Origin of the sequence: Mesorhizobium sp. B2-5-3 (assembly GCF_006441005.1) — a bacterium.
In the GTDB taxonomy this organism is placed as follows: Bacteria; Pseudomonadota; Alphaproteobacteria; order Rhizobiales; family Rhizobiaceae; genus Mesorhizobium.
The window spans coordinates 1-21,872 of record NZ_VFUS01000019.1; the positions used below are offsets into that span (position 1 = coordinate 1).

General features: G+C 64.9%; 21 protein-coding genes. 13 read left to right on the plus strand and 8 right to left on the minus strand.

The annotated features are described in order from the left end of the window. Positions 1-479 (plus strand): hypothetical protein (locus tag FJ867_RS29415; protein WP_348641451.1); only part of this gene is annotated, 479 nt, incomplete at its 5' end. Between the two features lie 2 nt (positions 480-481). Here the strand turns inward: FJ867_RS29415 and FJ867_RS27585 are convergent. Further along, positions 482-1,120, minus strand: a complete 639-nt coding sequence (locus tag FJ867_RS27585; RefSeq protein WP_140632320.1) for a DNA-3-methyladenine glycosylase I — start codon at positions 1,118-1,120, stop codon at positions 482-484. A 214-nt stretch (positions 1,121-1,334) separates the two neighbouring features. On the opposite strand from FJ867_RS27585, the gene FJ867_RS27590 reads away from it, so the two are divergent. Then, positions 1,335-2,069 (plus strand): L,D-transpeptidase, encoded by a 735-nt coding sequence (locus FJ867_RS27590; protein ID WP_140632322.1) that lies wholly within the window; start codon positions 1,335-1,337, stop codon positions 2,067-2,069. A 251-nt stretch (positions 2,070-2,320) separates the two neighbouring features. After that, on the plus strand, positions 2,321-3,241 hold the full coding sequence (locus FJ867_RS27595) for a bifunctional 5,10-methylenetetrahydrofolate dehydrogenase/5,10-methenyltetrahydrofolate cyclohydrolase (RefSeq protein ID WP_140498366.1): 921 nt from the start codon (positions 2,321-2,323) through the stop codon (positions 3,239-3,241). A gap of 14 nt (positions 3,242-3,255) precedes the next feature. Here the strand turns inward: FJ867_RS27595 and glcF are convergent, their stop codons facing one another. From glcF to FJ867_RS27620, 4 genes are all read right to left on the minus strand, one after another. Beyond that, the gene (gene glcF / locus FJ867_RS27600; RefSeq protein ID WP_140819114.1) at positions 3,256-4,581 is read right to left on the minus strand and encodes a glycolate oxidase subunit GlcF; all 1,326 of its coding nucleotides are present in this window, start codon (positions 4,579-4,581) and stop codon (positions 3,256-3,258) included. Between the two features lie 10 nt (positions 4,582-4,591). After that, positions 4,592-5,797 carry a glycolate oxidase subunit GlcE gene (glcE, locus tag FJ867_RS27605; RefSeq protein ID WP_140819116.1) on the minus strand — a complete coding sequence of 402 codons (1,206 nt, stop codon included), beginning with the start codon at positions 5,795-5,797 and terminating at the stop codon, positions 4,592-4,594. A 217-nt stretch (positions 5,798-6,014) separates the two neighbouring features. Beyond that, the gene (locus FJ867_RS27615) at positions 6,015-7,511 is read right to left on the minus strand and encodes an FAD-linked oxidase C-terminal domain-containing protein (RefSeq protein WP_140819118.1); all 1,497 of its coding nucleotides are present in this window, start codon (positions 7,509-7,511) and stop codon (positions 6,015-6,017) included. Between the two features lie 159 nt (positions 7,512-7,670). Continuing rightward, positions 7,671-8,993 carry a DUF3422 family protein gene (locus FJ867_RS27620; protein WP_140819120.1) on the minus strand — a complete coding sequence of 441 codons (1,323 nt, stop codon included), beginning with the start codon at positions 8,991-8,993 and terminating at the stop codon, positions 7,671-7,673. A 210-nt stretch (positions 8,994-9,203) separates the two neighbouring features. Between FJ867_RS27620 and FJ867_RS27625 the strand changes: the two genes are divergently transcribed. Genes FJ867_RS27625 through FJ867_RS27635 form a run of 3 tightly spaced genes read left to right on the plus strand, consistent with a single transcriptional unit; the run spans position 9,204 to position 11,976 of the window. After that, positions 9,204-10,007: an FCD domain-containing protein gene (locus FJ867_RS27625; protein ID WP_140515030.1), complete on the plus strand. Its 804-nt coding sequence runs from the start codon at positions 9,204-9,206 to the stop codon at positions 10,005-10,007. A gap of 25 nt (positions 10,008-10,032) precedes the next feature. Then, a complete protein-coding gene (locus FJ867_RS27630; protein WP_140819122.1) occupies positions 10,033-11,169 on the plus strand; it encodes an alpha-hydroxy acid oxidase in 1,137 nt (378 codons plus the stop codon). Positions 11,170-11,208: 39 nt separating this feature from the next. After that, a complete protein-coding gene (locus FJ867_RS27635; RefSeq protein ID WP_140498373.1) occupies positions 11,209-11,976 on the plus strand; it encodes a metallophosphoesterase family protein in 768 nt (255 codons plus the stop codon). Positions 11,977-12,016: 40 nt separating this feature from the next. Here FJ867_RS27635 and FJ867_RS27640 read toward each other — a convergent pair whose 3' ends face one another. Beyond that, positions 12,017-12,157, minus strand: a complete 141-nt coding sequence (locus tag FJ867_RS27640) for a hypothetical protein (RefSeq protein WP_181165325.1) — start codon at positions 12,155-12,157, stop codon at positions 12,017-12,019. 281 nt (positions 12,158-12,438) lie between these two features. Then, entirely contained in the window at positions 12,439-13,137 is a 699-nt protein-coding gene (locus FJ867_RS27645; protein ID WP_140656748.1) for a type 1 glutamine amidotransferase, read from the minus strand. A gap of 88 nt (positions 13,138-13,225) precedes the next feature. On the opposite strand from FJ867_RS27645, the gene FJ867_RS27650 reads away from it, so the two are divergent. From FJ867_RS27650 to FJ867_RS27665, 4 genes are all read left to right on the plus strand, one after another. Further along, positions 13,226-13,885: a hypothetical protein gene (locus FJ867_RS27650; RefSeq protein WP_140819124.1), complete on the plus strand. Its 660-nt coding sequence runs from the start codon at positions 13,226-13,228 to the stop codon at positions 13,883-13,885. Positions 13,886-13,916: 31 nt separating this feature from the next. Further along, on the plus strand, positions 13,917-14,651 hold the full coding sequence (locus FJ867_RS27655) for a 16S rRNA (uracil(1498)-N(3))-methyltransferase (RefSeq protein ID WP_140515024.1): 735 nt from the start codon (positions 13,917-13,919) through the stop codon (positions 14,649-14,651). A 243-nt stretch (positions 14,652-14,894) separates the two neighbouring features. Then, entirely contained in the window at positions 14,895-16,268 is a 1,374-nt protein-coding gene (locus FJ867_RS27660; RefSeq protein WP_140819126.1) for a glutamate--cysteine ligase, read from the plus strand. Between the two features lie 99 nt (positions 16,269-16,367). After that, entirely contained in the window at positions 16,368-17,414 is a 1,047-nt protein-coding gene (locus FJ867_RS27665; RefSeq protein WP_140819128.1) for a DUF937 domain-containing protein, read from the plus strand. A 169-nt stretch (positions 17,415-17,583) separates the two neighbouring features. Here the strand turns inward: FJ867_RS27665 and FJ867_RS27670 are convergent, their stop codons facing one another. Then, a complete protein-coding gene (locus FJ867_RS27670) occupies positions 17,584-17,874 on the minus strand; it encodes a DUF1127 domain-containing protein (RefSeq protein ID WP_140819130.1) in 291 nt (96 codons plus the stop codon). A gap of 177 nt (positions 17,875-18,051) precedes the next feature. Between FJ867_RS27670 and FJ867_RS27675 the strand changes: the two genes are divergently transcribed. The 3 genes from FJ867_RS27675 (at position 18,052) to FJ867_RS27685 (ending at position 21,843) form a co-directional block, all read left to right on the plus strand. Continuing rightward, complete coding sequence (locus FJ867_RS27675) at positions 18,052-19,008, plus strand: LysR substrate-binding domain-containing protein (RefSeq protein WP_140498380.1); 957 nt, start codon at positions 18,052-18,054, stop codon at positions 19,006-19,008. Positions 19,009-19,084: 76 nt separating this feature from the next. Further along, positions 19,085-20,716, plus strand: a complete 1,632-nt coding sequence (xseA, locus tag FJ867_RS27680; RefSeq protein WP_140566441.1) for an exodeoxyribonuclease VII large subunit — start codon at positions 19,085-19,087, stop codon at positions 20,714-20,716. 8 nt (positions 20,717-20,724) lie between these two features. Then, positions 20,725-21,843: a P1 family peptidase gene (locus tag FJ867_RS27685; protein ID WP_140819132.1), complete on the plus strand. Its 1,119-nt coding sequence runs from the start codon at positions 20,725-20,727 to the stop codon at positions 21,841-21,843. Positions 21,844-21,872: the final 29 nt, after the last annotated feature.

Genomic DNA, 21,872 nt, shown 5'->3' on the forward strand with positions numbered 1-21,872 from the left:
TGAACCGCTTCGACGCCAAAACAGAAGCGGACAGATCATGTGCTACCAAACCGGACAACTTGATTAGCTACCGACAGGCCGGCGGCAGGCGCTGTCTCCATGCATGCGAGAAGGCACGCGGGCGTTCGCCGAAACAAAAACGCACCGAAAATGAAACAATCCCGCCATCGGCGCGGCATCGTGCCGACATAATCGAGGCCGATACAGCGCACCGCAATGGAGGGGTTCGGGACATGATGAGCGCGGTGGAATTTCACGACAACAGGGATGCGGGCGACATGCCGGCACGCCTGCGCGCCGCAGATGTCCAAGCTCCCAGCATGATCGGCCAGCCGGCCGGACCGTTCGAGGTACACGCCGATACCGGACCTTCCCTGCGCGACGCATTGGTGACCGGCCTGCTGGTGATCTATCCAACCGTCGCCACCGTGGTCGCGATCGTCGCCGGCCTGTTCCTGGGAAGTGCAAACGGCGCCTGAGGCTATTTCGGCCGTTTGAAAGCCTTCCGTTCTTTCTCGACCTCTTTGCGGCACACACACCCCTCGAGATGATCGTTGACCAGGCCCATCGCCTGCATGAAGGCGTAGACCGTGGTCGGGCCGACGAAGGTCCAGCCGCGCTTCTTCAGGTCCTTGGAAATGCGGATCGAGACCGCCGTGGTGGGATTGGCGCGCAGATGGGCGAGGTCGACGACCTGCGGCCGTTCCTCCCTGCCGGGTTCGAACTTCCAGAACCAGGCAGCGAGCGAGCCGAATTCATCGGCCATCTCGCGGGCACGCCTGGCGTTGTTGATGGTTGAGACGATCTTGCCGCGATGGCGGATGATGCCGGCATCGCCGAGCAGGCGCTCGACGTCCTTGTCGGTGAAGGCGGCGACCTTGTCGAAATCGAAGCCGGCGAAAGCGGCGCGAAAATTCTCCCGCTTGCGCAGGATGGTCAGCCAGGACAGGCCCGACTGGAAACCTTCGAGACAGATCTTCTCGAACAGCCGGCGGTCGTCCGCCACCGGGCGGCCCCATTCATGGTCATGGTAATGCAGGTAGTCGGGCAGATTGCCGTGCCAGAAGCAGCGCGCGACACCGTCGGGTCCGGCGAGAAGGCCGGTTTGTTCCTTGTCCATGGCGAGAATTCCATTCGTTAACGCGCTGGTTGCGCTGCTTTACCTTGGCTTTACCAGATTCCTGAACGCGGCGGTAACCACACCGAAAGGTTTACCGACAGTTCCGCATTTTACACATTCCGATTCATGTTTCGGTTGCTGTTCCCGCGCCAATGATCGCTGAACCGGGAGGTCGTTTCCACCCGGTTTGTCAGACGATCAAGGTGCTTTCCCGATGAAGAGAGTTTTGTTTCCCGTGCTCGGCGCCGTGGCTGCGGTTGCTGCCGGCGTCACACCTTCCACGGCCGGAGACCGCTATGCCGACAGACCGCCGGTGATGGTGAGCCCCGACCTTTCCGCGCCCTGGGTGCTGCAGCTTGGCCATGCGCCGGGCATCGTGCGGCAGAACCGGCAGGTCGCGCAGCAGCCGCGCCCGCGTTATGCGCAGCCCGACCGCGTGCAAACGGCGGCCGTGCAGGCCCCGGCCAAGCGCATGGTCGCGCGCCCGCAGATCAATCCGATCTACCTGCCGCAGGAAGTCGCCTATGACGGCTCCCAGAAGCCGGGCACCATCGTCATCGATACGACCCAGAACTTCCTCTATCTGGTCGAGAAGGACGGCAAGGCGCGGCGCTATGGCGTCGGCACCGGCAAGCCGGGCTTCGAATGGTCGGGCACGCACAAGATCACCAACAAGCGGGTCTGGCCGGACTGGCGCCCGCCGGCCGCGATGATCAAGCGCGAGGCCGCCAAGGGGCGCTACCTGCCAACCTACCTGGCCGGCGGCATGGAGAACCCGCTCGGCGCGCGCGCGCTCTATCTCGGTAGTACGGAATATCGGATCCACGGCACCAACCAGCCCTGGACGATCGGCGGCGCCGTGTCGTCGGGCTGCATCCGCATGCGCAACGAGGATGTCGTCGACCTTTATGAACGGGTCGATGTCGGAACCACTGTCGAGGTGATATAATAGTTGCTGCGAATCACCCGATCCGGAAGCGCAGCGCTTCCCGGGATCGGAAGGAATAACGGGGGACGGGCCGTATGGGGATGCGGCCGGTCAGAAAGGGCGGCACGGGAAACCGTGCTGCCCTTTCCGTTCGGACCAAGCACTGCCGCGCCCGCACGTCGCGCAAAAGGCATGACGGTTCGCATTCGTGCTGCCATTGCCGCTGTTCTTTTGCTATGGCAAGGCAACGCTCAGGTCAGAAGAGTCCGATCATGTCACTGTCCGACGACAGCCGCTATCTCAAGGGCGGCCCGGTTGCCCGGCGCATCATCGCCGCCGTGCGCGAGGATGCGGCGATCGCAAGGGCCGAAGGGTTCCCGCCCAAACTGGTGTCGATCACCGTCGGCGATACGGCGGCGGTGGATGTCTATGTACGAAACCAGCGCGCCAAGGCAGAGCTGGCGGACATCGATTTCGACGAACGGCGCTTTCCCGCCACCATCACCGCGGGCGAACTGGAAGCGGCGATCCACGGCCTGAACGCCGATCCGCGCGTTACCGGCATCATCATCCAGCGGCCGGTGCCGGCACATATCCCGATCAGGACGTTGCAGGCGGCGGTGCATCCGCTGAAGGACGTCGAAGGCATGCATCCGGCCTCGATCGGCAACATCGTCTACAACCAGCTCGATCTGGCGCCCTGCACGGCGGCCGCCTCGGTCGAGTTGCTCAAGGAAACCGGCCTCGACCTCAAGGGCCTGGAAGTGGTGATGGTCGGCCACTCCGAGATCGTCGGCAAGCCGATCGCCTTCCTCTTGATGAGCGAAGGCGCGACGGTCACGGTCTGCCACCACATGACGCGCTCGGTCGCCGCGCACGCGCGCCGCGCCGATGCGCTGTTCGTCGCCGTCGGCAAGCCGCGCCTGATCAAGGCCGACATGGTAAAGCCGGGTGCGGCCGTCATCGATATCGGCATCAATTCCGAGACGCTGCCGGACGGTTCCACCCGTATCGTCGGCGACGTCGACACCGACAGCGTGAAGGACGTGGCCTCCTGGATCACGCCGGTGCCGGGCGGCGTCGGCCCGATCACCGTTGCGATCCTGCTGCGCAACACGATGGTGGCGCTCAGCCGCCAGCGCGCGCTCTACGAGGCGACCTACGGCACGATCGACAGGCTGGCGGCCGAATAACGCCGGGGCGGCCCCTACTCAGCGGCGATCAGGCCGGGTTCGGCGACACCTTCCGGCCTCGGCCCGCCATAGGCCCAGTCGAGCAGCTTGATCGTATGCACCACCGGCAGCTTCGCGGCAGACGCGATCTGCGTTATGCAGCCGATATTGCCGGTGGCGACGACCGAAGCGCCGGTAGCCTCGATGTTTTTCACCTTGCGGTCGCGCAGCCTGGCCGAAATATCCGGCTGCAGAATGTTGTATGTGCCGGCCGAACCGCAGCACAAATGCCCTTCGCGCGGCTCGCGAACGATGAAACCGGCTTTGGCCAGCAATTCCCTAGGCTGGCGGGTGATCTTCTGGCCGTGCTGCATCGAACAGGCCGAATGATAGGCGACGACCGTGCCCGGCTTGCGCACCGGTTCGGGCAGGTCGATGGCGGTCAGGTATTCGGTAATGTCCTTGGCCAGCGCGGAGACACGTGCAGCCTTTTCGGCGTAGGCCGCATCAAGCCGCAGCATGAAACCGTAATCCTTGATGGTCGTGCCGCAGCCCGACGCGGTGATGATGATGGCATCGATCCCGCCTTGTTCAATCGCGCGGGTCCAGGCATCGACATTTTGCCTTGCAGAAGCAAGGGCGGCTTGCTCGCGGCCCATGTGATGGACGAGCGCGCCGCAACAGCCCTCGCCCGGCGGCACCACGACCTCGACGCCAAGCCGCGTCAGCAGTGAAATGGTCGTGTCGTTGATGGCGGGATCGAGCACCGATTGCGCGCAACCGGTGAGGATGGCGACGCGGCCCCTCTTCGCCCCCTGCCCGGTATGGGTGCCCGGCGAAGCCATCGGCGATGCTCCCGGGATCGATTCCGGCGCGAGCTTGAGCATTGCGCCAAGCGGCTTCAATGCCGGGATCTTCTCGAACAGGCCGATGAACGGCTTGCCCAGTTTCGCCAATTTGAGCGCGGCGCGAAAACGCGGGGGATAGGGCAGGACGAAGGCCAGCATGGCGCGGGTCAGGCGATCGAGCAGCGGCCGCCTATAGGTCTGCTGGATATGGGCGCGGGCATGGTCGACCAGATGCATGTAGTTGACGCCAGACGGGCAGGTGGTCATGCAGGCGAGGCAGGAAAGGCAGCGATCGATATGGGTGACGATCTCTTTGTCGGCCGGGCGGCCGTTTTCCAGCATGTCCTTGATCAGGTAGATGCGCCCGCGCGGTGAATCGAGCTCGTTGCCCAGCGTCACATAGGTTGGACAGGTGGCGGTGCAGAAGCCGCAATGCACGCATTTACGCAGGATTTTTTCCGACTCGGCGACATGCGGGTCGGCAAGCTGGGCAAGCGAAAAATTGGTCTGCATCTCTGATGTCCTAGGCCATGCGGCCGGGATTGAGGATGTTCTTGGGGTCGAATTCGTGCTTCAGCCGCTGGCTGAGCGCTGCCAGTGAGGGAGCCTGCGGCTCGAACACCGGCAGGGCGGCGCGGTGCGAAGGAGCCGCGCGCACCAATGTCGCATGGCCGCCGCCATGTTGTCTCAGAAGTCCGCGCAGCAGCGTCGCTTCCGGGTCACCCTCCTCCATGCGCAGCCACACCAGTCCGCCCTGCCAGTCATAGAAGGCGCTGACGGCGGCCTGCATGCGCAGCGTCAAAACCATCTGGTGCGCCTGGGCAGGCGCCATCGATACGCGCCAGAGCGGTTTGTCGTTGTTGTCCGCGAAAGGCCTGCAATCGCGCACGTCACGCCACAGGGCAGCTGACGCTTCGCTGCAAATCTCCTCCAGTGGTCCGGCATTTCCGAGCAACGTCTTCAGCGCGGCGATGCGATAGGCGACGGAGGGGCCAAAACCTTCCACCCGCAGCAGCGTGGCCGCATCGTTGCCGAGCACGCCTGCGGCAACCCGTGCGGCAATCCGCTCCGGCAGGTGGGCGGCGCTCGATACTTCGGCACTGGAGCCGAGCGCCAGGGCCATCGCCGCGGCGGCCGCATCGTCGAGCAGGCCGCGGACGGCGAGCGTAACCTCGGTCTCGGCCGATGGCAGCACCTTGAAGGTGACGTCGGTGAACACGGCCAGCGTGCCCCAACTGTTGGCCATCAGCTTGGACAAGTCATAACCGGTGACGTTCTTCACCACGCGGCCCCCGGATTTGAAGGCCTCGCCGCGCCCGGAAACCACATGGATGCCCAGGATGTGATCGCGCGCCGCCCCCGCTTTCAGCCGGCGCGGGCCGGAGAGATTCGCTGCAAGCGCACCACCAAGCGTGCCCTTGCCCGGCTCGCCGCCGAGCAGCGGGCCGTAGTCCATCGGCTCGAAAGCGAGTTGCTGGCCGTTTTGCGCCAGCAGCGTCTCGATTTCGGCCAGCGGCGTGCCGGCCTTTGCCGACAGCACCAGTTCGGCTGGTTCATAGAGCGTGACCCCGGCGAGCCTCGACAGGTCGAGCGTGTGCTCGGTCTGCAGCGGACGGCCGATGCCGCGCTTGGAGCCGTGACCGAGGATTTCGAGCGGCGAGCCTTCCGCCGCCGCCCAGGCGACGGTGGAGAGAACTTCGGAAGGGGTGATGGGAGTGAAGGTGGTCATGGCGCCGATGCGCAATATGCGGGAATGCCGCGTTCCTTCGCGCCCCCCTCTGTCCTGCCGGACATCTCCCGCTCAAGGGGGGAGATTGGATGCCGCGCCGGGTTTCGCCAATCTCCAGCGTTGGCGGAAGGGCGAAGCGACGAAGCTGCCAATCTCCCCCCGTGAGGGGGAGATGTCCGGCAGGACAGAGGGGGGCGTTCAGGCGCTGACATAACCCTCAAAACCTCGGAATGTCCGGAAACGCTAACTCTCCGCGATGCACATGCATGCGCCCCAGCTCCGCGCAGCGGCGCAGCTGCGGGAACACCTTGCCCGGGTTAAGCAGATGATTGGGATCGAAGGCGCATTTGACGCGCATCTGCTGGTCGAGGTCGATCCCGTTGAACATTTCCGGCATCAGGTCGCGTTTCTCGACGCCCACCCCATGCTCGCCGGTCAAGACGCCGCCGACCTTGACGCACAGCCGCAATATGTCGGCGCCGAAACTCTCGGCCTTGTCGAGTTCGCCCGGCACGTTGGCGTCATAGAGGATCAGCGGATGCAAATTGCCGTCGCCGGCATGGAAGACATTGGCGACGCCGAGCCCGTATTTTTCGGAGAGCTCGCGCATGCCGGCCAGCACGCGCGGCAGTTCCTTGCGCGGGATGGTGCCGTCCATGCAGTAATAGTCGGGCGAGATGCGGCCGACCGCGGGGAAGGCTGCCTTGCGCCCTGCCCAGAAGCTCAGCCGCTCCTGCTCCGACTGCGAAATGCGGCAGGTGGTCGAACCGTTGCGGATGGCGATCGCCTCGACCGCGGTGATGAGATGATCGACCTCGACGCCCGGCCCGTCGAGCTCGACGATCAGCAGCGCCTCGACATCCAGGGGATATCCGGCATGGACGAAATCCTCCGCCGCGTGGATCGCCGGGCGGTCCATCATCTCCATGCCGCCGGGAATGATGCCGGCGCCGATGATGTCGGCGACGCATTGGCCACCCTGCTCGCTGGTCGGGAAGCCGATCAGCAGCGCACGTGCCGTCTCCGGCTTCTTCAAAATGCGCACGGTGACTTCGGTGACGACGCCCAGCAGGCCTTCGGAGCCGGTCATGACGCCGAGCACGTCGTAGCCCTCCGCGTCCAGATGCCTGCCGCCGAGCCGCACCACCTCGCCGCTCATCAGCACCATCTCGATGCCGAGCACATTGTTGGCGGTCAGGCCGTATTTGAGGCAGTGCACGCCGCCGGAATTTTCGGCGACATTGCCGCCGATCGAACAGGCGATCTGGGAAGATGGGTCGGGGGCGTAGTAAAAACCCTCCTGCTCGACGGCGGTGGTGATGCCGAGATTGGTGACGCCCGGCTGGGCGACGACGATGCGATTGGGGAAATCGATCTCGATAATGCGGTTGAAGCGGCTCATGACCAGGAGCACCGCGTCCTCCAGCGGCAGCGCACCGCCCGACAGCGAGGTGCCGGAGCCGCGCGGCACGACGCGGATGTTGCGGTCATTGCAGTATTTCAGCACGCGCGAAACCTGTGCCACCGTTTCGGGAAGCACCACGACCAATGGCAATTGCCGGTAGGCGGTCAGGCCATCGCTCTCGAAGGCGCGCATTTCGTTGGCCGCGTCGACCACACCCTCGCCCGGCACGATGATGCGCATGTCGGCGACGATCTCGCCGCGCCGGCGCATCGTGGCGTCGTCTGGCTTGGGCATGGCAAGGCCGGACATCGGCAGCCTCATCTCGCTTGACTGGTCAAAATCCTTTACCAGTTAAGCGCGTCGGTTGCAAACCCCGCTTGACCGAGAGTGGGCACGGACGCAACGGACGCCTTCCGTAGCGGCAATCTGCCGCTGGCGCGCTTTACCCTGTGGGAAGTAAAGGCGCGCCTACTCGCCCGGATGTTTCGTCGGCTCGGAATGCATGCGCCGCACCCGCCGCACGCCCCACCAGACCAGCAGGATGGCGAGCGGCACGCACGCCGCCGTGACCACTTCGGGCGCGAAGGCATGGCCGAAGATCGAGGCGCCCTTGGCGACATAGCCGACGAGGCCGACGACATAGTAGGAAACGGCCGCGACCGACAGGCCTTCGACGGTCTGCTGCAGGCGCAGTTGCAACCGGGCGCGATTGTTCATCGAGGCGAGCAGGTCGCGGTTCTGCTTCTCGACCTCGACATCGACCCAGGTGCGCAGCAGCGTGGTGGCGCGCGTCAGCTTGCGCGACAGGTTGGCCTGACGCTCCTCGACCGAACGGCAGGTGCGCATGGCAGGCGCCATGCGCCGCCGCAAGAACCCCGCCCAGGTGTCATATCCCTGTACGGCTTCTTCCTCGAGCGCTTCCAGCCTTTCGCCGACGATGCCGTCATAGGCACGGCTGGCGCCGAAGCGGTAGAGGCTCGACGCCGCGTCGGCCTCCAACTCAGCCGCGAGTTCGGTCAGGTCGGCAAGCAATTTCTGGCTGTCGCGGGTCTCGGCGAGTTTCATCTCCAGCGTGATCTGGGCCAGCCTGTCCTCAATACGGCGGGCGCGACCGGACAAGGCCAGCGCCAACGGCAGGCCGAGCATGGCCAGCGTGCGGTAGGTCTCGATGTCGATCAGCCGCTGCGACAAGGCGCCGGTACTGGCCGGCGTCAGGGCGCGTTCAAGGATCAGCATACGGGTCAGGCCGTCGCCATCCTGGCGGAAATCGGTGACGATTGCTGCATTGCCACGTTCGACCAGCGAATAGCAGAGGCTGGTCGGATCGAAGCCGGCGATCGACCGCTCGCCCGCCTGCGTCCATTTGCGGATCTCGAGCCGGATGCCTGAAATAACGGTTCCGGGTGGAGAAAATCCGTTGCCGAACGGCGAATCCTCCTGGCCCTTGCCGCCTTCGGCAAGCGGCCCTTCCCACAGATAGGTGGAGAATTCGGTATGCCGCTCCCAGCGCAACGAGCCCTGGCCCCATCTCATGGCGTGATGGCGGGCCTGACGGTCGGGCGCGGCTATGCCGAGCCGGCGCGACAGCTCGGAAAGCACCGAATGATCGACGCCGGCGCCACCCTCGGTCATGAAGGCGAGCTGGATCAGCACACGCGGCTTCTCGACCAGCGGGTGCGGACGGGCATGGACTTCGCCCAGCGCGCCGGGCCGTCCCTCATGCGCCGGAAAGCCGAGCACGCTGCCCTTGGCGCGCGGCTGAAATTCGAGATTGGACGGGTCGTGCGACACGGCTTGTTCCCCGGGTTTCTTTGAACCCTCTTGCAGTTGCGTCCTCTAGAGCCAATAGGCTCCTGACGCAAACAGCAAAGTTTAGCCGAAGACGATATGGGCGCGAGCGGGGAAGCCGACACGCTTCGACCAATTGGATAAATAATTTGACCAGTTGGCGACGCTGGCTTTATCTTGCGTGACACCGGTTCAACACTCCCAGGCATGCCGTTGAGCGACATTTTTTCCAGGATCGAGCACTCGCGAACCGCCGACGAGGTGGTGCAGCAGATCGAAAGCCTCGTCCTCGAAGGCGTGCTGCGCACCGGCGACCGGCTGCCTGGCGAGCGCGAGCTGGCACGCCAGTTCGATGTGTCCCGGCCGATCCTGCGCGACGCGCTGAAGGCGCTCGAGGGACGCGGCCTTTTGACGACGCGGCCGGGCGGCGGCACATATGTAGCCGACATCATCGGCCAGCTGTTCACCAAGCCGGTGGCGGACCTGATCTCGACGCATCGCAAGGCGGTGGCCGATTACCTGGAATATCGCCGCGAGGTGGAGGGGATCGCCGCCGAATATGCGGCGCGGCGCGCCACGCCGGAGGACCTGGCCCTGCTCGACCGCATCATGGCACGCATGGACGAAGCGCACCGCACCGGGGATTTCGACGACGAAGCCGAGATCGACGTCGAATTCCATCATGCGATCTGCGAATGCGCGCACAACATCCTGCTCCTGCATACGCTGCGCTCCTGCTACAGGCTGCTGTCGGAAGGCGTGTTTCAGAACCGGTTGCTGGTGTTCACCGTGCCCGGCGCGCGCGATGCGCTGCTGGCCCAGCACCGGGCGATCCACATCGCGGTCAAGGCCGGCGACCCGGCCGGCGCGCGGCAGGCGGCGATGGACCACATGATCTATGTCGAGCGGTCGATGGCGCAAGCCGAGCGCAGCGGCGACTGGCAGCGCGTATCGCGGCTCAGGCTCAGGCAACGCTCTGAAGCCGGCGATGCCGAACCGGCGCGCAAACGCTCCTGAACGATATCGATCAAGCGGGGACACGATGAGCGACATTCTCACCATTGCCGACCTCAAGGACCTGGCGCGACGGCGCGTGCCCAGGATGTTCTTCGAGTATGCCGATTCCGGCGCATGGACCGAGAGCACCTACCGGGCCAACGAGGACGACTTCCAGAAAATCAAGTTCCGCCAGCGCGTGCTGGTCGACATGAGCAACCGCTCACTGGAATCGACCATGATCGGCGAGAAGGTGGCCATGCCGGTGGCGCTGGCCCCAACCGGCCTGACCGGCATGCAGCATGCCGATGGCGAGATGCTGGCGGCGCAGGCGGCCGAGGAATTCGGCGTGCCGTTCACGCTGTCGACGATGAGCATCTGCTCGATCGAGGATGTCGCGTCGGTGACGAAGAAGCCGTTCTGGTTCCAGCTTTACGTGCTGCGCGATAAGGACTTCGTGCTCGACCTGATCGACCGGGCAAAAGCGGCGAAATGCTCGGCGTTGGTGCTGACGCTCGACCTGCAGATCCTCGGCCAACGGCACAAGGATGTCCGCAACGGACTTTCGGCGCCGCCCAAGATGACGCTGGCCAACATCGCCAACATCGCGGTCCGTCCGCGCTGGTGGATGCGCATGGCCGGCACGAAGCGCCGCACGTTCCGCAACATCGTCGGCCACGCCAAGGGCGTCGGCGACGTGGCTTCGCTGGCGTCATGGACGACGGAGCAGTTCGACCCGCATCTGTCGTGGAAGGATGTCGCCTGGATCAAGGAACGCTGGGGCGGCAAGCTGATCCTGAAAGGCATTCTCGACAAGGAAGACGCGTTGATGGCCGCTGAAACGGGCGCCGATGCGATCGTGGTTTCCAACCATGGCGGGCGTCAGTTGGACGGCGCATCCTCGTCGATCATGTCGCTGGAGGAAATCGCGGACGCGGTCGGCGACAGGATCGAGGTGCACATGGATGGCGGCATCCGCTCCGGCCAGGACGTGCTGAAGGCACTGTGCCTCGGCGCCAGGGGCACCTATATCGGCCGGCCGTTTCTCTACGGCCTGGGCGCGCTCGGCAAGGAAGGCGTTACCAAGGCGCTGGAAATCATACGTAAGGAGATGGACATCACACTGGCGCTGTGCGGAAAACGTCTGGTGACCGACATGGGCAAGGACCAGATCCGGCGCTAGCCAGGTCGGCGACGGCCTGATCACGGAGACAGCGATACGTTGGCAGAACCCGACATTCATTTCCTGGACGCGCGCGGACCGGACGGCATGCGGCTCTACGCAATCGGCGATGTCCATGGCCGGCTCGATTTGCTGGCCGCCATGCATCAGCGAATCGAGAGCGAGCTCGAATGGAAGCCGGCTCGCGACTGGCGCGTCATCCACCTCGGCGACTATGTCGACCGTGGGCCGGACTCCAAGGACGTCGTCGATTTCCTGATCGAGGCGCGCAAACGCGATCCGCGAAACCTGATGCTTGCCGGCAATCACGATCTCGGCTTTCTCGATTTTCTCGATACCCCTGACCCGGACGGGCTTTTCATGCGCTATGGCGGGGTCCAGACGGCGCTATCCTACGGTGTGCCCCTCGCGGCCGACGCCGGCTGGTTCGGCAGGATGGAGACGATGAGACGGGGGCATCAGGCTCTGCTCGAAGCAGTACCGCAACACCATATCGATTTCCTGCGTTCGCTACCCTTCTCAATCAGCTTCGGCGACTTCTTCTTCTGCCATGCCGGCATCCGGCCAGGCGTTGCCCTGGAGAACCAGAATCCGCAGGATCTGATCTGGATCCGCGACGTTTTCCACGATCACGCCGGCCTTTTCCCGAAGATCGTGGTGCACGGCCACACGCCCGTTCCCGAGGCGGAAGTCATGGCCAACCGCGTCAATGTCGATACGCTCGCCTGGCAATCAGGCATGCTGAGCGCGCTCGTTGTCGAGGACGCCGACAAACGCATTCTGACAATGACAATAAGGGAAGCTTGAGTGGCGCGCGTCGCGGAAACGACGCGAACGGTCCGGCTATTCAGCGCAGCGAAGCGGTGACGCCGTAGCCGTCGACGGCGTTGTGGTTGTTGGCGGCATCGGCCGCATAGATACCGAGACCGCAAATCACGATGGCGGACATCATGGCAAAGGACAGAAGCGCTGCTTTCACGGACGTCATCTCTTGTTGAGCTTCCTGCATCTGTGCACGAGGCGGTTACCAATGCGTTGAAACCGAAAATACGTCTCAAAGTTTCGACTATTTCGCGCTTCTAGGCATGTTCTGTATCGGCGGTGTGTCGCACGGGCCACACAAAGGTCCATCGCGGTTGCACCGGTGATGCAGAGCGCGCGCCTTCTAGGATGGCGGGCGTACACAAGCCAAGGACGAAACCGGTTTTCCCCAGGCGGATTCACCGCCGCGTGCCAATTATGCCACGCCCTGGTCCGCAGAGATGATGCTCAGATCGTCGCCACCCATGCGCGGGCGATGGCAAGGCCGGCAGCATCGGCATCCGGTCCGTTACGGGCCATTTCGCCCTCGAGCTTGCCGGCCCAGTCGGGGTGGCGCGCTGCAATGAGCGGCGCGAAAGAGGTGCTCCAGTCTTTCACCAGCGGCCGATCGGCCTCGAAATGGAACTGGAAGCCGTAGATGGCGCGGCCGACGCGGAACGCCTGGTTCTCGGCGACATCATTGCCGGCGAGCCGCACGGCGTCTTCAGGCAGCACGAAGGTGTCGTCGTGCCATTGGAAGATCGGGAACTTTTCCGGAAGCTCGGCCAGCACCGGATCGGCCTTGGCGTCCGGCGTCAGCGAAACGCCGCGCCAGCCGAATTCGTTGGCGCCGCCGATGCGGTTCTCGCCGCCGAAGGCGCGGGCAACCAGCTGGCTGCCGAGGCAGATGCCGAGCACCGCGCGGTCCTGGCCGGCGAAATCGCTGATAAGTTCGAGCAGCGCCGGAAAATAGGGATATTCATCGTCGGCCAGCGCGTTCTGGCCGCCGCCGAGCACCACCATGGCGTCGTGGCCGTTCGCATCATCCGGCAGCGGATCGCCCTTGTAAGGAAGGCGGATGTCGAGATCGGCACCGGCTTCCGCAAGTGCCGCGCCGACCTGGCCGAGGCCGGTGTTGTCGTAGTTCTGGACCACCAGCACCCGCATCGCAAAACCCTGCTGACGTGAAAACGATGCGACGAGCGATATCATGGCGCCGGCATTTCAGCCAAGATGCGGGCGCGCGGAGAAAACTATGCCACTGCAAAACCGGGTCGATCCGTTCGGCGCCATCCACGCCGTGCCCGAGCGCGGCCTGTTCATGGGCAATCGCGGCATCATCCACGATCCCGAGACCAGGACGCTGTTGAAAAAACGCTGGGCGCTTCACGCCTGGATCATCTGCGTCTGCGACTTCGGCGACGTGCGGCGCGAGCCGATGGGCCGCAACCGGCGACGTGATGATCTATCGGGACCCAAGGCGGGCTGGACGGAACTGTTCTTCCTCGACGAGGTGACGGCGCTGGCGGCGGGCCATCGGCCCTGCTTCTTCTGCCGGCGCGAACGGGCCAGGGATTTTGTGGGTCGCTTCGGCGAAGCCTTCGGCATAACGGAGCCGCGCGCGCCGCAGGTCGACAAGCGGCTGCACAAGGAGCGGCTGGCCGCGGGCGGCAAGCCGCCGGTGGCGGCTGACGAGCTTGCAGGCCTGCCCGACGGCACGATGGTCGAGGGTGGAGGCAATGCCTACGCCTTGCGTCGCGGCAAGGCGCTGCGCTGGTCGTTCGCAGGATATTGCGGAGCGCAGGATTTCAACGACCTCGCTCATCGGCCGCTACGGCTGCTGACGCCGCCGACCACGATCGGGGTGTTGAGGCGAGGCTACGAACCCGTCTGGCATCCTTCCGCCAAGGCTTGACGCCAACCGCCGGCTCGCCCATTCCTCGGCCATGCGCGCCAATTACAAGATGCAACGCCTGTTCGTGCCCGACGATCTCGGGCCGGAGATCGAGTTCGACGCCGGCCACCAGCAGAGCCATTATCTCCTGCACGTGCTGCGGCTTGGCGAGGGCGCCGAGATCCTGTTGTTCAACGGCCGCGACGGCGAATGGTCGGCGGCCATCGCGGCCAAATCCAAGAAGGCGGTGAAGCTGAGGGTGCTGGCGCGGCAACGGCCGCAGCCGCCGCTGCCAGATCTCGTCTACTGCTTCGCACCGCTGAAGCAGGGCCGGCTCGACTATCTCGTGCAGAAGGCTGTCGAGATGGGCGCCGGCGTGCTGCAGCCGGTCATCACCCAGCACACGCAAGTGGCCAAACCCTCCATCGACCGCTTGCGCGCCAACGTCGTCGAGGCGGCCGAGCAGTGCGGCATACTTGCGGTGCCGCAGGTGCGGGAAGCGGAAAAGTTCGAACGCCTGCTGACCGGCTGGGACACGGATCGGCGGCTGGTCTTCTGCGACGAGGACGCTTCGACCAACAATCCCCTGCCCGCGCTGCAAGCGGTAAGCGAAAGGAAGCTCGGCCTGCTGGTCGGGCCGGAAGGCGGATTTTCCGATGAGGAGCGCAAGCTGTTGCGCGCTCTGCCTTTCGTCACTGCCATTCCGCTCGGCCCGCGCATCCTGCGCGCCGATACGGCCGCCGTGGCCGCACTGGCGGTGATGCAGGCCACAATCGGCGATTGGTGACGGTTTCTTTCTCCCCTCTTGTGGAGATGGGAAGAGCCGCATCGTTCAATTCCTGTTGACCTCTGGCTCAGGATTTTTCGCTTGATCGGCTACTGACATTTCGTCCATCTAGCGCCGGCGGTCGTCCGGCCGCCCTGCAGTGCCGCGCGTCGACGCGCAAAGGCCGCTGTAGTACTTTGATTTTGGCGCATATCCCGAAAATCGAGGTCGATTTCGGGATCATAGCGCCGCAGGGGCTTGATGATGGCGCGCGACACAACCGATTTCCGGCCGATCGAAGGCATGGACGAACTCGTCGCGCATCTGGCCGAGGGCAACAAGCCGCGGGACAAGTGGCGCATCGGCACCGAGCACGAGAAATTCCCGTTCTACGTCGACGGCAACGGGCCCGTGCCCTATGGCGGCGAGCGCGGCATACGCGCCATCCTCGAAGGCATGCAGTCAAAGCTCGGCTGGGACCCCATCATCGATGACGGCCGCATCATCGGCCTGGTCGAGCCGACCGGCCAGGGCGCGATTTCGCTGGAGCCCGGCGGCCAGTTCGAACTCTCCGGCGCGCCGCTGGAGACGATCCACCAGACCTGCCGCGAGGGCAATGCCCACCTGGCGCAGGTGCGCGAGATCGCCGAGCCGATGGGCATCCGCTTCCTTGGCCTTGGCGGCAGCCCGAAATGGTCGCTGGCCGAGACGCCGAAAATGCCGAAGTCGCGCTACGAGATCATGACGCGCTACATGCCCAAGGTCGGCACCAAGGGCCTCGACATGATGTACCGCACCTGCACGATCCAGGTTAATCTCGACTTCGAGAGCGAGGTGGACATGCGGCGCAAGATGCAGGTGTCGCTGAAGCTGCAGCCGCTGTCGACGGCGCTGTTCGCCAATTCGCCCTTCACGGAAAGCCGGCCGAACGGCTTGCAGAGCTGGCGCGGCGACATCTGGCGCGACACCGACAACCAACGCTCGGGCCTGCTCGAATTCTGCTTCTCGCCCGATTTCGGTTTTGCCGACTATGTCGAATGGGCACTCGACGTGCCGATGTATTTCGTCATCCGCGACGGCCAGTACCACGACATGACGCACGTCACCTTCCGTCAGTTCATGGCCGGGGCCGTCCGCAATGAAATCCCGGACGGATTGCCGACGATGGGCGACTGGGCTAACCATCTGTCGACGCTCTTCCCCGACGTGCGGCTGAAGCGCTTTCTCGAGATGCGCGGCGCCGATGGCGGGCCGTGGCGGCGCATCTGCGCCCTTCCGGCCTTCTGGGTCGGGCTGCTCTACGACGAGGCAGCGCTCGATACGGCGGAGGCGCTGACCTCGAGCTGGACCTACGGGGAAGTGCTGGCGATGCGCAACGCCGTGCCCGAACAAGGCATTTCGGCGCCGTTCCGCAACGCCACGTTGCGCGACATCGCTCGCGACGTGCTCACCATCTCGCGCATGGGGCTGAAGAACCGCGGCAAGAAGAACCGCGACGGCTATGACGAGACCTCGTTCCTCAACACGCTCGACGAAGTCGTGGCGCGCGGCACCACCAGCGCCGAGGAGATGCTGTCGGCCTACCACACACGCTGGGGCGGCTCGATCGAGCCGGTGTTCATGGAATACGCCTATTAACCCTCGGCTTCGAGGCGGCCGAGCTCCTGCAAAAGCCGCTTCAATCGGCGGTGGAAACGAATTAGGCTTCTCCGGCGGGGATTTCCGGAGGAGAGACCAATGCCTTCCTTGTTCGACATGCTGGCACAAGCCCAGAACGGCAGCGGCATGCAGGCGCTTGCCCAACAATACGGGCTCTCGATGCAGCAGACGCAATCTGCGGTGGAGGCGTTGCTGCCTGCCTTTTCGCAAGGACTGAGGCGCAACACCGCCGATCCCTATGGGCTCGGCGCCTTCATGACGGCGATGGCGAGCGGTCAGCACGCCAAGTATTTCGAGGACGCGACCCGGGCCTTCTCGCCGCAAGGCATCAATGAGGGCAACGGCATTCTGGGGCATCTGTTCGGCTCGAAGGATCTGTCGCGCGCGGTTGCCGGCCAGGCGGCGCAAGCGACCGGTATCAGCCAGCAGGTGCTGCAACAGATGCTGCCGGCCCTGGCCTCGATGATGATGGGCGGGCTGTTCAAGCAGACCACCAATCAGTTGGCCGGGGGGCAGATGCAGGCGGCCAGCGGCTTCGGCGCCGCCGGCAGCAATCCGCTGGGCGAGATCATCGAGCAGATGATGCGCCAGGGAGGCGGCCTGGGCGGCGCCCAGGCGCCGGCGCCGCAGCCGAGCCCGCCATCGCAAGACCCGATGGACAACCCGCTTGGCAAGGTGCTGCAGGACATGTTCGGCGGCGGCGCGCCACAGCCGCAAAGCCGATCCCAGCCACAACCGCAGCAGACACAGAACCCCTTTGGCGACAATCCGCTCGGCAAGGTGCTGCAGGACATGTTCGGCGGTGGCGCGCAGCCGCCGCAAGGCCAGCCTCAGCCGCAGCAGACCCAGAGCCCCTATGGCGACAGTCCGCTGGGCAAGATCTTCGAGGAGATGCTGCGGCAAGATGGCGGTGTATCAGGCGGCGGGAAGCCGGCGCCGCAGCCCCAAGCTCGGCGGCAGCCCCAGGCGCCGCAGCCGCAGGCCAATCCGAGCGGCAGGCCGACGAACCCGTTCGACGATCTGTTCGGTAAGATGTTCGAGACCGGAGCGCAGCAGCGCGACGACTACCAGAAAGGCATGGAGTCGATTTTTGACCAGTTCAAGCGCGGCATGGATCGGCGGTAGCCGTCGCCCAGGTTTTGGCTTTTGCCTAGCGCAAAAAGAAAGCCCGGTCCTTGGGAGGACCGGGCAGCGTGCAGGCAGGCCGGCGGGGGACCGGCAGGGAGTGGGAAGCCTGCATAACCTTTGTCGCGCTGACTGAGGAAAAGGTTCAGCGGGACCGAAACTCAACCGATCAGGCCACCCTGCGGGCGATGTCCTCGATGGTTTCGACGCGATCGCTGGCGATTTCGCGCAGCATCGCCGTCGGATCGCGGCCAAACGGCACGTCGATGGCGACGTGCAGGTCGGCGCGCGTCAGGCCGATATCGGCAAGCTCGGCGTCCGACATCTCGCCGAGGCGATAGAAGGCACGGCGGTTTTTCCAGGCCTGATAGATATTGGAGACCGCATTGATCGCGCGCGTCGCAACGGCCGGACGCGTGGTGATGCGCGAGGTCTCGGTGGCGAAATCAAACGTAACCATGTCGGTCTCCTTCAGACTCGAACGGGCAAAACCAGGCGATCGGCGCTGGCGACAGCGGCCGTTCCGGCTTCGATTCACATGCCTTCATGTGGACATCAGTAATTTGCCATTGCTCGATTGATTAATCCAACGAATGTTTCTAATCTTAAGCATCAACACCAGTGATGGATCATGCCGATGAAAGCGCCGCTCGATCTCGATCAGTTGCAGACCTTCATCTCGATCGCCGACACTGGCAGTTTCACCCGGGCGGCCGAAGAGGTGCACCGCACCCAGTCGGCGGTGTCGATGCAGATGCGCCGGCTGGAGGAGCGGATCGGCAAGCCGCTGTTCGAAAAGGAGGGGCGCAGCAACCGACTGACGGAGGAAGGCGACAAACTGCTTTCCTACGCAAGACGGCTGCTCTATCTCAACCGCGAAACGCTGGCTGCCTTCGACGACCGGCGACTCGAAGGCACCATCCGGATCGGTACGCCGGACGACTACGCCGACCGTTTCCTGCCCGAGATCATGGCGCGCTTCACGCGTTCCAATCCACGCGTCGAACTGACCGTCGTCTGCGAACCGACGCCGGGGCTGGTCGAACACATCAAGCGCGGCAATCTCGACTTGGCGCTGGTGACGCATAACGACGTGCGCGGCCAGTCCGAGGTGGTGCGGCGCGAACCGCTGCTGTGGGTCACCTCGGCCAACCATGCCACGCACGAGCAGGAAACGCTGCCGATGGCCTTTGGCCGGCCAAACTGTATCTGGCGGCGCGCCGCCGTCGACGTGCTTGACCAGCAGAACCGCGACTACCGCATCCTGTTCACCAGTTTTTCCGCAACGGTCATCACCGCTGCGGTGTTGTCGGGCCTGGCGATCTCGGTGCTGCCGGAATGCGCGCTCAGGCCCGGCATGCGGGTGCTGGGCGAGGCCGACGGCTTCGGCGCCCTGCCCGACTGCCGCATCGGCATCATGCGCGGCCAAACCTCGCGGCCGGAGATCGTCGATGCACTGGCCCGGCACATCTCGGAAAGCCTGGACAACATCTCGGTGCCGCTTGGCGAAGAGGCGGGAACGTTCGATTTCGCGGCACTCGCCTTCAGCAAGATGCGGCGAACCAAGCCGAACCAGATCCTGCCGGGCTGGTAGGCGATCAGACGCATCTGAACGCTGACCTGAAAACAGCCAGCTTGACGCCGGCGCGCAACCACCCCCCAATCGGCCGATGAGCGAAGCAGCATCCGAATCACGCAGCAACGCCACCGAATATACGGTGAGCGAAATATCAGGCGCCCTGAAGCGCACGGTCGAGGATGCCTTCGGCAATGTGCGGGTGCGCGGTGAAATCTCGGGTTATCGCGGGCCGCACTCCTCCGGCCATGCCTATTTCACGCTGAAGGACGACCGCGCTCGGCTCGACGCCGTGGTGTGGAAAGGCACGATGGGCCGGCTGAAATTCCGCCCCGAAGAAGGAATGGAGGTGATCGCCACCGGCAGGCTCACCACCTATCCCGGCAAATCCAACTACCAGATCGTCATCGACAATCTGGAACCGGCGGGCGCCGGAGCCTTGATGGCGCTGCTGGAGGAACGCAAGCGCCGGCTGCAGGCCGAAGGACTGTTCGAGGGAGGCCGCAAGCGGTTGCTGCCCTTCATGCCGCGCGTCATCGGCGTCGTCACCTCGCCGACGGGTGCCGTCATCCGCGACATCATCCACCGGATCAAGGATCGTTTTCCGCTGCATGTGCTCGTCTGGCCGGTGCGGGTGCAAGGCGAAACCGCGGGCGCCGAGGTGACCGCCGCCGTCGCCGGTTTCAACGCGCTGGCAAGGGATGGCACCATCGAGCGCCCGGACCTGCTGATCGTGGCGCGCGGCGGCGGCAGCCTCGAGGACTTGTGGGGCTTCAACGACGAGGCGCTGGCCCGCGCCGTCGCCGCCTCCGCCATTCCGGTGATTTCGGCCGTCGGCCACGAAACCGACTGGACGCTGATCGACCTCGTCGCGGATGTGAGAGCGCCGACGCCGACGGGGGCGGCCGAAATCGCCGTCCCGGTGAAGGCCGACCTCGAAGCGACGCTCGCCAGTCTCGGCGCACGGCTCAAGGCTGCGGTTTCGCGCAATTTCGAGCGCAAGCGCCAGTCCGTGCGCGCGGCGGCGCGTGCGCTGCCCTCGCCCGATCAGTTGCTGGCGCTGCCACGTCGTCGCCTCGACGAGGCGGCGAGCCGGCTCGGGCGCGGCCTCATGGTTTCGACCGAACGAAAGCGCGGACGCTTCCTCGCCCTGAAACTGACGCCGGCAATGCTGTCGCAGCGAATTGCCGAGGCGTGGCGGACCAACGAGCGCAATCTCCTGCGGGCACAGGGCGCGTTGCGCACGCTGACGAGGGCCCGGCGCGCGGAGCTCAATCGCGCCGCGGATCAGTTGCCGAAATGCGCCCGGGCGTCGCTGCAGCGGCACCGGCAGCAATTGGCGGCGCTGCAGGGCCGCATCACCATAGAGCCCACGGCGCGGCGGCAGCGGATCCAAAGGGATTTCCTGACCGCGCTGACGCGGCGCAGCACGCATGCGGCATCGCTGAGGCTGGAGCGGCTGCGCAGTCGCGTCGCCCAGGCCGACCGCTTGCTGGCGACGCTGTCGCACAAGGCCGTGCTGGCACGCGGCTTCGCCCTGGTGAAGGATGCCGACGGCGCCGTCGTCAAGCGTGCGGCGGAATTGACGGCGGGGATGGCGCTGTCCCTGGAGTTCGCCGACGGCACGGCGGATGCTGTCGCGACCAGCGGCTCGGCGCGGCCACGACCGGTCGCCAAAACCGCGACCAAGGCCAAGGAGCCCGGCAGCCAGGGCTCCCTATTCTGAACCGTGACATGACAGACAATCCGCATCATCACAAAACGCCCTCCGGCAAGCCGCGCGCGCGAAGCTTCGGTATCGGCTTCGACGGCACGCCCGGCCCGTTCAACGCGATCACCGACGTGGCTGGAGTGTCGGTCGGCTATTCCACGCTGATTTCAGGCGACGGCCCGCTCGTCGTGGGCCAGGGACCGGTGCGCACCGGCGTGACCGCGATCCTGCCCAGGCCGCGGGCCGACCTTGCCACACCGGTCTTCGCCGGCATCTTCAGCCAGAACGGCAATGGCGAACTGACCGGCTCGCATATCGTCGAGGAGACCGGCGCCTTCAACTTCCCCATCACCGTCACCAACACGCATTCCTGCGGCGTTTCGCGCGACGGCACGCTGCGCTGGATGAGCAAGGTGCTGCCAGCCGCACTCGACAGCGGCTGGGGACTGCCGGTGGCAGCGGAAACCTATGACGGCTTCCTCAACGACATCAACGGTCACCATGTGACATCAGGGCATGTTGCCGAGGCGCTCGACTGTGCCGCCAGCGGACCGATCGAGGAAGGCAGCGTCGGCGGCGGCACCGGCATGATCGCCTTCGGCTTCAAGGCCGGTTCGGGCACCGCGTCGCGCATCACCGAATGGCAAGGGCGTGCCTATACTGTCGGCGCCTTCGTGCAGGCGAATTTCGGCAAGCGGCGCAATTTCACGCTTCGAGGCCTGCGCGCCGGGCCGGAGCTCGTCGAACCCGCGATCCGCGAAGGCACGCCACGTGCCGAAAAAGGCTCGATCATCGCCGTTATTGCCACCGACGCACCGTTCCTGCCGCATCAGATGAAGCGGCTGGCCCGCCGTGTGCCGCTCGGCGTCGCCATGACCGGCGGCTTCGGCTATCACAGTTCCGGCGACATCTTCCTCGCCTTCTCTACCGCCAATCCCGACGCGGCCCTGGCGCCGCCGGGCCGGATCGCTCGCGCCGAGTTTATCCCCGACAGCGACATCGATCCGTTCTTCGATGCCGTGGTCCAGGGCGTCGAGGAAGCCGTCCTCAATGCGATGGTCGCCAACGAGGACATGACCGGCCGCGACGGCAATTTCGTGCCGGCGCTGCCGAAGGCGTGGCTGAAGGAGAAATTCGGCTGAGACAAATACGCGGACCGAATGGTCCGCGT

Bases quoted from the DNA above. Each gene is read 5' to 3' on its own strand.
- FJ867_RS27645 (WP_140656748.1), bottom strand. From the start codon at position 13,137: ATGCGGGTGCTGGTGGTCCAGAACTACGACAACACCGGCCTCGGCCAG.
- FJ867_RS27685 (WP_140819132.1), top strand. From the start codon at position 20,725: ATGACAGACAATCCGCATCATCACAAAACGCCCTCCGGCAAGCCGCGC.
- FJ867_RS27590 (WP_140632322.1), top strand. From the start codon at position 1,335: ATGAAGAGAGTTTTGTTTCCCGTGCTCGGCGCCGTGGCTGCGGTTGCT.
- glcE (WP_140819116.1), bottom strand. From the start codon at position 5,797: ATGACCACCTTCACTCCCATCACCCCTTCCGAAGTTCTCTCCACCGTC.
- FJ867_RS27655 (WP_140515024.1), top strand. From the start codon at position 13,917: ATGCGCGCCAATTACAAGATGCAACGCCTGTTCGTGCCCGACGATCTC.
- FJ867_RS27595 (WP_140498366.1), top strand. From the start codon at position 2,321: ATGTCACTGTCCGACGACAGCCGCTATCTCAAGGGCGGCCCGGTTGCC.
- glcF (WP_140819114.1), bottom strand. From the start codon at position 4,581: ATGCAGACCAATTTTTCGCTTGCCCAGCTTGCCGACCCGCATGTCGCC.
- FJ867_RS27585 (WP_140632320.1), bottom strand. From the start codon at position 1,120: ATGGACAAGGAACAAACCGGCCTTCTCGCCGGACCCGACGGTGTCGCG.
- FJ867_RS27640 (WP_181165325.1), bottom strand. From the start codon at position 12,157: ATGACGTCCGTGAAAGCAGCGCTTCTGTCCTTTGCCATGATGTCCGCC.
- FJ867_RS27670 (WP_140819130.1), bottom strand. From the start codon at position 17,874: ATGGTTACGTTTGATTTCGCCACCGAGACCTCGCGCATCACCACGCGT.
- FJ867_RS27660 (WP_140819126.1), top strand. From the start codon at position 14,895: ATGGCGCGCGACACAACCGATTTCCGGCCGATCGAAGGCATGGACGAA.
- xseA (WP_140566441.1), top strand. From the start codon at position 19,085: ATGAGCGAAGCAGCATCCGAATCACGCAGCAACGCCACCGAATATACG.
- FJ867_RS27675 (WP_140498380.1), top strand. From the start codon at position 18,052: ATGAAAGCGCCGCTCGATCTCGATCAGTTGCAGACCTTCATCTCGATC.
- FJ867_RS27665 (WP_140819128.1), top strand. From the start codon at position 16,368: ATGCCTTCCTTGTTCGACATGCTGGCACAAGCCCAGAACGGCAGCGGC.
- FJ867_RS27615 (WP_140819118.1), bottom strand. From the start codon at position 7,511: ATGTCCGGCCTTGCCATGCCCAAGCCAGACGACGCCACGATGCGCCGG.
- FJ867_RS27630 (WP_140819122.1), top strand. From the start codon at position 10,033: ATGAGCGACATTCTCACCATTGCCGACCTCAAGGACCTGGCGCGACGG.
- FJ867_RS27650 (WP_140819124.1), top strand. From the start codon at position 13,226: ATGCCACTGCAAAACCGGGTCGATCCGTTCGGCGCCATCCACGCCGTG.